Source organism: Microcoleus sp. CAWBG640, assembly GCF_020883015.1.
GTDB lineage: Bacteria > Cyanobacteriota > Cyanobacteriia > Cyanobacteriales > Microcoleaceae > Microcoleus > Microcoleus anatoxicus.
The window spans coordinates 1-7,893 of record NZ_JAHRFC010000142.1 but is presented as its reverse complement, the minus strand read 5'-3'; the positions used below and the strand labels follow the sequence as shown (position 1 = coordinate 7,893).

The following is a 7,893-nucleotide window of genomic DNA, read 5'->3' as shown; positions in this document are numbered from 1 at the left end:
GTGGAGTCCACCTAATTAGTGTTCCTATAAAGTTGAGGAGATGAATCTAATGAAATCGAAATTATTTTGGAGTTGCTGCACCGTTTTGGTAGCCAGCTTGCCGATGCCCAGCTTCGCTCAAACCAAAACAGCAGTAGGTTTTGACTACAAAGGTGGCTCAATGAAATATCAAATGCTACCGGGCGCAATCCCTGACAGAAGCTTGCCCAAAGCCTTTGATTTTCCAATTATTACCAATGTTGCTACGGATACTAGCATCACCACCGATTATTTAATTACCGATCAGTTTCGTGCCCCAGCGACTCGCTCAGAATACACTTCGGCTCTCAACACCTGGTCAGAAGCAGTGAAAGAATGTCTTCGCAAGCAGCCTCGATTGATCCGAGCCAGTACCAAAAACCCAGTTCAAATTAATGGCAAAGTAGGCACGATTGTCAGAAACGCAAATAACCGTGCTGTTTGCAAATAAGCTAGTAGACTCTGCTGCTTAGCAACTACAAATCAAGGGCATTTTTAAACAAAAAGAGCAGTAGAAAAACTATGGCTCTTTTTGTTTGCTAAATTTCCCTAAATAAATAGTGAGCAAGCGGTTGAAATCGGAACCAGTAGCTCATCTATCTGCAAAAGGCTCTATTCAAGTCCCTATCAAGTAGCGCAAAATTCATGGGTACTGAGCAAAATTTCGCCATAATCAGGAATCCAAGCCAGCCATTTTTGTTCGGAACACTCACACAAAAGCCATGCTTCGTCAAAGCTGAAGGCTGTTGGCGGATGGAATAATCTCACCCAGGTAGAAGTGGCAAATTTGGGTGGCGGTGTTGAGTGGCGCGAACCCAATTTTTCCCACTCCCGCCCACTCGCGGTCTTTGCTTGGGTTGATTGAGGTAGCCCAGTACAAATATCGGTTTCTAGTTTCATCTCAAACCTCCTGTCGAGGGAAGAGTCTGCACTAGGGCTTGCCAGAGAGCAAAACGACAGCGCAGAACCTACTTATATGTATTTTATGATACAGATTTCTATCGTAAATTATGCTTTTTTGTAGTAAAACTTAACAGTCTGGAGTAAAAATCGGCTCGAAGCTACAAAAATCCTGTGGCTTTGGTACGGCAAAGAATCGATTACCATCACAAAAACCTCTAATCTTCTGACCAAAAATTACAACATGAATTCAGATACCAAACCCCACTGGAAAACCCTAGACCGCTTTGTAGAAATCAACTCCGATTGGGTAAAACTCATAGGTGAACATCTCGAAACCTCCGAAGGGAAAACTCTGGAATATTGGCGGGTAGAAAGGGCAGATTCAGTGGTAATTTTGACAGTTCAAGATGACAAATTGCTGTTTCCAGTACCAATGTATCGCCCCGGTGTGGGAGAAGCAACCCTGGATTTTCCCGGTGGTCGCGTACCTGCTGGAGTAACAGCAGCAGACGCAGTTCCAGCTATAATCAAAAGGGAATTAGGAGTGTCAGAAAGTGCGATCGCCCAACTAAAACCCATTAATGCGATGGGATGGGCAATTAACAGTTCATTCTCCAATCAAAAACTCTACGGTTTTGTAGCAGAATTGCACCCTCAAGCAACAGTAAATTCCGCAAATATCGGTGCTGCATATTCAATCACACCAGCAGGAATTAGGGATTTACTAAAATATTTAACTTGTCTCCAATGTCGAGCATTATTGTTAGAATGGCAACATATGCACCCAATTAACTATTTGTAGAACAGGCCGGAAAGCCTGTTATTAACTAATCATACAAACCAATATCACTGAAATTACCCATGGCTTCCCAGAATGAAACTGCTGTCCAATGCTTCGATGTCACCTATCGCCTCAACCGCCGCAATTTAGTAGAAAACCTCAATTTCAAAGTGGTGCAAGGAGAAGTTTTGGTCTTGTTGGGGCGCAGCGGTAGCGGTAAAACTACTACCATGAAATTGATTAACAATCTGCTGACACCAAGCAGTGGCGAAATTACTGTCATGGGAAAACCGACAACTCAGTGGAACTCCATTCAACTGCGGCGAAAAATTGGCTACGTCATTCAAGAAATCGGTTTGTTTCCCCATTTTACAGTTGAGCAAAATATCGGTTTAGTGCCAAAATTGGAAGGCTGGGAGGGCGATCGCATTCAATCTCGCGTCCACCAACTGCTAGAATTAGTCAACCTCGACCCCCAGCACTTCGCCAAACGCTATCCCAGCCAATTATCCGGCGGACAGCGACAGCGAGTGGGGGTTGCTAGGGCGCTAGCGGCGGACCCTCCCGTGCTATTAATGGATGAACCCTTTGGTGCTTTAGACCCGATTACTCGCCTGGAATTGCAGCGGGAATTCTATAAATTGCAGCAGCAACTCGGCAAAACTGTGATTTTCGTGACTCATAGTATTCAAGAAGCTTTTTTGTTAGCTTCTAGAATTGGTTTGATGCAAGATGGACGGTTAGTTGAATTGGCTTCTCCCGATGATTTTATGAAATCTCAGCAACCAGAGGCGATCGCTTTTTTGGAATGTTTGCAATTACCTGGAACTGGATAATTAATAATAACGGCTGTAGGGACACGGCAGTGCCGTGTCCGGCAAAGATCGTGGATTAGGACACGGCAATGCCCATTAGTGTCAACTTAAGCTGTCAGCCCGCCAAGTTCATTGGTCATCCCGCGAGTCCGACAGGGGTTGAAACCCCTGTCTAATAGCTAAAGTCCTCTCAAAGAGGACTAAAGAGTTCTTCAGTCCTCTTTGAGAGGACTTGCGCTTTGAGGCAGGGGTTTCAACCCCTGCCGGACTATTGGTTCTACCTTAAGTTGACACCTATGGGCATTGCCGTGTCCCTACACAATTCCAATTACCAAATACCAATGATACAATTTATCAATCGTTATGGCTCAGAAATTATTCATCGTGCGATCGAACACTTATACTTAGTAACAATTGCCATTGCGATCGCGATTGCTTTGGGTATTCCCCTCGGTATTTTAATCACTAGAAAACCTCAGTTTAAAAAGACTATTTTGGGATTTGCTAATATCATGCAAACAATTCCCAGCTTAGCATTATTTGGCTTACTAATTCCAGTACCCATTATAGGCGGCATAGGCGATCGCACAGCAATCATTGCGCTGACTCTGTATTCTCTGCTGCCAATTATTCGCAACACTTATACTGGTATTATCGGTGTCGATCCTGCGATTCGCGAAGCCGGAAGAGGCATGGGTATGACGGATTGGCAACTGTTATTTCAAGTAGAAATTCCGTTGTCAATGGGGGTGATTTTAGCTGGTGTGCGAGTTGCTGCGGTAATTGCGATCGGGCTAGCAACGATTGCCGCTGCGATCGGTGCCGGCGGTTTGGGAGTGTTTATTTTTCGGGGTGTGGCGACAGTGAATAATCAGTTACTTTTTGCTGGGGCAATTCCGGCTGCTTTGATGGCGCTAGCTGCTGATTTTGGGTTGGGTTTAATTGAACAACGGCTGTCGAAAAGTGAGGTAAAAACTATCAATTAAGTAGATGTACCAAGTTAGGTGAGTGGAGATTTTGCAGTCTTTACTATCGACCACTTTGATTTAAGATTGTTTCAATTTGATTTTGTACTTGTTCGAGTTCCCGACGTTTGCCAGCCAGCCAAACTTTTTGGGCTTCGCATTCTTTTTGATTTTGTCGATCGCGCTTTTCCTGCTGTTCCAATAAATTTTCCCACAGAGAGATTGCTTTTGCGATCGCACCGCTACTCGTCTCAACTCTTTCTTCAAAGACTGCAATAATTCTTTCGTGTATCTTATCAAAAATAGACTGTGAAGATTCGTCGAACTTCTCAAACCCTAAATCGCAAACTTTTTCCTTTATTTGCTCTTTAACTGCATCGCCATCTAAGAAACCCAAGCCCAAACCTCCACCAGCACCCGCCGCTAAGCCACCCAAAATAACTCCAATAAAACCCAGCCCTGTAAAAAATAGCAACGCAGTACCGACTGCTGCACCAATGCCTAAACCGCCCATGAGTCCGCTATCTTCTATTTGTGAGATTGATGAAGCAATTCCTCTTCCACTTGTACCAATACCACCCAAATTACCTGCGATAGCCAAATTATTAAATTGACTGACAAGGTTACTACTCAGTTGCTTATCGAACTTTTGAAACTCCTGCCGAATAGCATAAATGTCTTCATTTATTTGACTATTTAAATCTCCGATGTTCTGTTGTAAAATAGACTGTACTTTTTGACTAGCCCAATCTTCTATTTCTTGCGTAATATCTCGCACAAATTGGTCGGAATAATCTTTCGTTAGCTCGTTTTGACTCCACATATGCGAATGCTCAGAAGTCCAGCGATAACTTTTTCTAATCAGGCGTTCTCCCAATCCTTCCACCCATTCATGCCAAGATTCAATAACTTCTTCTACAGATTCCTCCCTCAGTTCATTAGCTAAAAGTCTAATCTTAACATCCCGGCCGCTTGCTTCCGCCATTTGTTCAAAAATCTTCGCCTTATCTCCTTGAGAAACTGTCAACTTTCCTTCTAGGATTTTCCTCTCTTGAGTCAATTCATCGCAGCCAGTATTAATAATTTGCTTCATTCCGGCGGCAGATTGCTGAAGTGCGATCGCCCCTCGTTCAACTGTCAAAAACTGTTCCAGAGATTTGGTAAAATCCTGAAAAGATTTCACATACTCATTTTCCGTCCCATCCAAAGTAGCATCAAGTGCAGATTGAGCCGAAATCAAATGAATCCGGTTTTCACCAGCGATCAAATTTGGTTGTTTCACAAAGTTTTCTACCTTTACTTTTACCTGTTGACGGCTTCCTTCCCGACGCAGCAAATCAGCAAAATTAACTAAAACAAAAATATTCTTCGCCGCTTCATCATCTTTCCCCGGATTCAACTTTTTTTTCAAATCCAAAAGTAGTTCCCGCTCTTTTTCTGTCAAAGCATTTTGAGCGTTAGTCAAGAAAATCACAGCATCAGTTGTTTTGAGAACCTGTTCAGTAACTAAAGTGCGTTCCGGGTGTTCGTTCAATCCGGGAGTATCAATAATTTCTACACCATTGGTACACAATTCGAGATTCGGATGCTCGAAAATGATTTCTTTGATTTCTGAATTGACAATTTCATCTCCAAAAGAACCTAAAGCCGCTTCCTCTGAAATCGAGGCTTTATCTTTATATTGCTGGGGTGAAATCTCCTCTTCGCGTCCGTCTTTGTATTTGCAGATAACCCGCTGCTGTGGCCCGTATTTTAAAACTGTCACCGTACCGCTACAGGCAATATCCCGCACCGGTTGAATTTCTTCGCCCAACAAAGCATTGAGTAAAGTAGATTTTCCTTTGTTAAACTCGCCGACAACAGCAACGCGAAAACATTGAGATTTCAATCTCTGAGATATTTTTGTTACTTCTGCTGTTAAATTAGGAGATAGCACGTTGCGATCGCTTGCATCTCGCAGAGTTAAACCTAGTTTTCCACAAACAGCATCCAGTTGTTGCCGATACTTTTGAAATTTTTTCAACTCCTGATATGACGAGACTGAATGCTTGCGATTTTTTTGCTGTTTTGGTTTTGCTGGTAAATGTTGGCTAATGTGACTAGCAGCACGGACAAACATAGAATCGAGAGCTTGAAATCGTGCTGGAGCGAGCAACGAGTGAACTTCTGCTAAAGTTGCTGTATCCCTTATTGATTGACTGCTAAAACTCGCTTCCAAAACAGTCAAATATCGTGCATCAACTCCGAGTCGATCGGCAATGAGGGTCAAATACTGTTTTTCGCGATCGTGCATGGTTCCATCTGCGGCCGACATCTGATAGCCAAAACTAATTAGCAGCAGTCTTTCCTCCTCAGAAAAACACGCTGTCAGCGCCAGCAACTCCGGCAATTTCTTGTAAATTTTATGTTCCCGCACGCCCTTAACCATCAGCATCGCCAATTGTCGCAAACTGTTGTTAGCGGGGATAAGTTCCGTCAAAGTTGTCCGCAAGTGCTGGATTTCCTCAGCGTCAACCGTACCGTCGGCATGGATGACTCCCAACAACACCGTCACCAGCCCCGCCAGAAAAAGCACAGGCGGAGTAATATCCTCTTTTCGGAGTTTTTGCCCGGTCAGCAGCGAAACAAGCTCAACCGTTTGGTGACTAATTAGCGAAGTGTCCATTTGCAGGGCCTATTGATAATTTTTTTTTATTTAAACTATCATAATATATTAGTTATTCTGTTGGTTGCTACCAGGGTAAAAATTGATGATGAACTTTGTATTTCCCGCAGCGGTACAGGCTGCGATCGAGGCTGGCAAGTACGTTCAAGTGTTTACATCCGCTGGAGTGCCGATCGGCATAGCGAGAGATGCAGCGACGGGACAGTTTGCCGCCCAGGCCGTTGGTGCGGTTGTCAACAACAGCCCGCTATCGCCGTTAGTGTCTCCCGTGCAGCTTGCAATGGGTGGCTTGCAGATGTACCAAAATCACATGGGCTTTCAAGCCGTCCAAAACAGTTTGGGCGTGCTGCAAGCGACAACAGCCGTCATTGGTGTGGGAGTTGCGGCTGGGGTAGCTTTGTCTGCGGTAAATTTGCACCAAACATTGAAACTAAAAAAAGCGGTAGAAAGGCTGGAAGTTAAAGTAGAAAATGGTTTCATCAATTTAGAACAACTTGTGAAAGGCCAAGGCGCCCAAATTAAGCAATTAATTGCCGAAGTGGTTGCAGATATAAAATTTGACAACCATCGCCTAGTGTTAGTGCGGGCTTACGGGTTATTTAATCAAGCAATTCAACGAATGCGATCGGCTTTGCAACTGCAAGATATCAACCGCCGCAACGCTGAAATTGATGCGGCGCGGGGGATGTTGTTTGAAGCTTTAGCAGATTACAGAAATCCGCAGTTGTTGTCAGAAACTTGTGCGGCGGGACAGTTGCGTCGGTTAGAGTGCAGTTGGACGATCGAGCAAAGTATTATTGCGACTTATCAGGTGCAAAATGAGTTTGGTGCTGCGGGCGATCGCATCTCTCAGCTTCAACAACAAATCCGTCAAGACGGCCTCGGTATTATACAATGCTGCGACTCTGACGACGAGCTAGATTTTCTGTTTCCTGAAATCACGCGCATTCACAATCACGATTTAGTTGTATTAGAGACTTGGCAAAATCAGATTGACTGGATGAAAGCTTTGCCGCCAAGTGAATTAAAACAGTTACAAAGTGCTGATTTAAGTAAATCTGACTCGACTGTTAAGGTGGATAAAAATTCAGCCACAACAGCTTTAGCGATACCCGATGAACAGTTATTTTATGAAAATTTGCGGCCGAAGTCTCATTTTTATGCGCTTCGCACTCAACTGGAACTAATGCTCGATCGGCAGCAGCGTGAAGATTACGAAAATTATATCATTAAGCAAGGGGAAGTAGCGGGTCATAAAAGTTTAGTATTGTCGAATTTGGAAAAAGCTTCTGATTTGGCTGTGGCTAATCTCTTTTACTATTTCAGAGTCCGGGATGAATCGGAAGAGGAATTAGAATTAGCGAACACCCCATAAAAGCGGTAGAATTCACCTGACGGCATCATTGTCACCCATCCTGTAGGCAGGGCTGTTTCATTCTCCAAAAAACCAGGATTTTGTAGGGGTAGTGCCCCCGTGCCCAAGGAGTGTCAACTTAAGCCTGAAAGCCCTGAAAAATCTGGTTTTTACCTGAGTCTAGATCCCCCTAAATCCCCACCCCCCCCTAGCCCCCCCCAAGGGGGGAAGGGGGACTTTGACCGGACTCCTGTCCCCCCCTTCTTAAGCTATGCCTTACTCACATCTTTCTTAACAAAATCAGGCTTGACATCTGGGGGGGAATGGGTGGAAACTAATTTCCATGTAGCAGCAATGTCATGCAAACGTTGCCAGCCTCGCCAGAGGGTCTT

At 44.2% G+C, this 7,893-nt stretch carries 7 protein-coding genes; 5 read left to right on the top strand and 2 right to left on the bottom strand.

Features of this window, described 5'->3' with window-relative positions; all coding sequences use genetic code 11:
• Positions 1-49 precede the first annotated feature (49 nt).
• A complete protein-coding gene (locus AAFP11_RS28910; protein ID WP_341740117.1) occupies positions 50-469 on the top strand; it encodes a hypothetical protein in 420 nt (139 codons plus the stop codon).
• A 176-nt stretch (positions 470-645) separates the two neighbouring features.
• Here AAFP11_RS28910 and AAFP11_RS28905 read toward each other — a convergent pair whose 3' ends face one another.
• On the bottom strand, positions 646-918 hold the full coding sequence (locus AAFP11_RS28905) for a hypothetical protein (protein ID WP_341740116.1): 273 nt from the start codon (positions 916-918) through the stop codon (positions 646-648).
• Between the two features lie 244 nt (positions 919-1,162).
• On the opposite strand from AAFP11_RS28905, the gene AAFP11_RS28900 reads away from it, so the two are divergent.
• The 3 genes from AAFP11_RS28900 (at position 1,163) to AAFP11_RS28890 (ending at position 3,503) form a co-directional block, all read left to right on the top strand.
• Positions 1,163-1,723 (top strand): NUDIX hydrolase, encoded by a 561-nt coding sequence (locus AAFP11_RS28900; protein ID WP_341740115.1) that lies wholly within the window; start codon positions 1,163-1,165, stop codon positions 1,721-1,723.
• 59 nt (positions 1,724-1,782) lie between these two features.
• Entirely contained in the window at positions 1,783-2,538 is a 756-nt protein-coding gene (locus AAFP11_RS28895) for an ATP-binding cassette domain-containing protein (RefSeq protein ID WP_341740114.1), read from the top strand.
• A 320-nt stretch (positions 2,539-2,858) separates the two neighbouring features.
• Complete coding sequence (locus AAFP11_RS28890) at positions 2,859-3,503, top strand: ABC transporter permease (protein WP_341740113.1); 645 nt, start codon at positions 2,859-2,861, stop codon at positions 3,501-3,503.
• 43 nt (positions 3,504-3,546) lie between these two features.
• Here the strand turns inward: AAFP11_RS28890 and AAFP11_RS28885 are convergent, their stop codons facing one another.
• Positions 3,547-6,147, bottom strand: coding sequence for a dynamin family protein (locus tag AAFP11_RS28885; protein WP_341740112.1), 2,601 nt, complete (start codon positions 6,145-6,147; stop codon positions 3,547-3,549).
• A gap of 85 nt (positions 6,148-6,232) precedes the next feature.
• Between AAFP11_RS28885 and AAFP11_RS28880 the strand changes: the two genes are divergently transcribed.
• Complete coding sequence (locus AAFP11_RS28880) at positions 6,233-7,522, top strand: hypothetical protein (protein ID WP_341740111.1); 1,290 nt, start codon at positions 6,233-6,235, stop codon at positions 7,520-7,522.
• The last annotated feature ends 371 nt before the right edge of the window (positions 7,523-7,893 follow it).

Coding starts and splice junctions, on each gene's coding strand:
- AAFP11_RS28910 (WP_341740117.1), top strand. CDS start 50: ATGAAATCGAAATTATTTTGGAGTTGCTGCACCGTTTTGGTAGCCAGC.
- AAFP11_RS28905 (WP_341740116.1), bottom strand. CDS start 918: ATGAAACTAGAAACCGATATTTGTACTGGGCTACCTCAATCAACCCAA.
- AAFP11_RS28900 (WP_341740115.1), top strand. CDS start 1,163: ATGAATTCAGATACCAAACCCCACTGGAAAACCCTAGACCGCTTTGTA.
- AAFP11_RS28895 (WP_341740114.1), top strand. CDS start 1,783: ATGGCTTCCCAGAATGAAACTGCTGTCCAATGCTTCGATGTCACCTAT.
- AAFP11_RS28890 (WP_341740113.1), top strand. CDS start 2,859: ATGATACAATTTATCAATCGTTATGGCTCAGAAATTATTCATCGTGCG.
- AAFP11_RS28885 (WP_341740112.1), bottom strand. CDS start 6,147: ATGGACACTTCGCTAATTAGTCACCAAACGGTTGAGCTTGTTTCGCTG.
- AAFP11_RS28880 (WP_341740111.1), top strand. CDS start 6,233: ATGATGAACTTTGTATTTCCCGCAGCGGTACAGGCTGCGATCGAGGCT.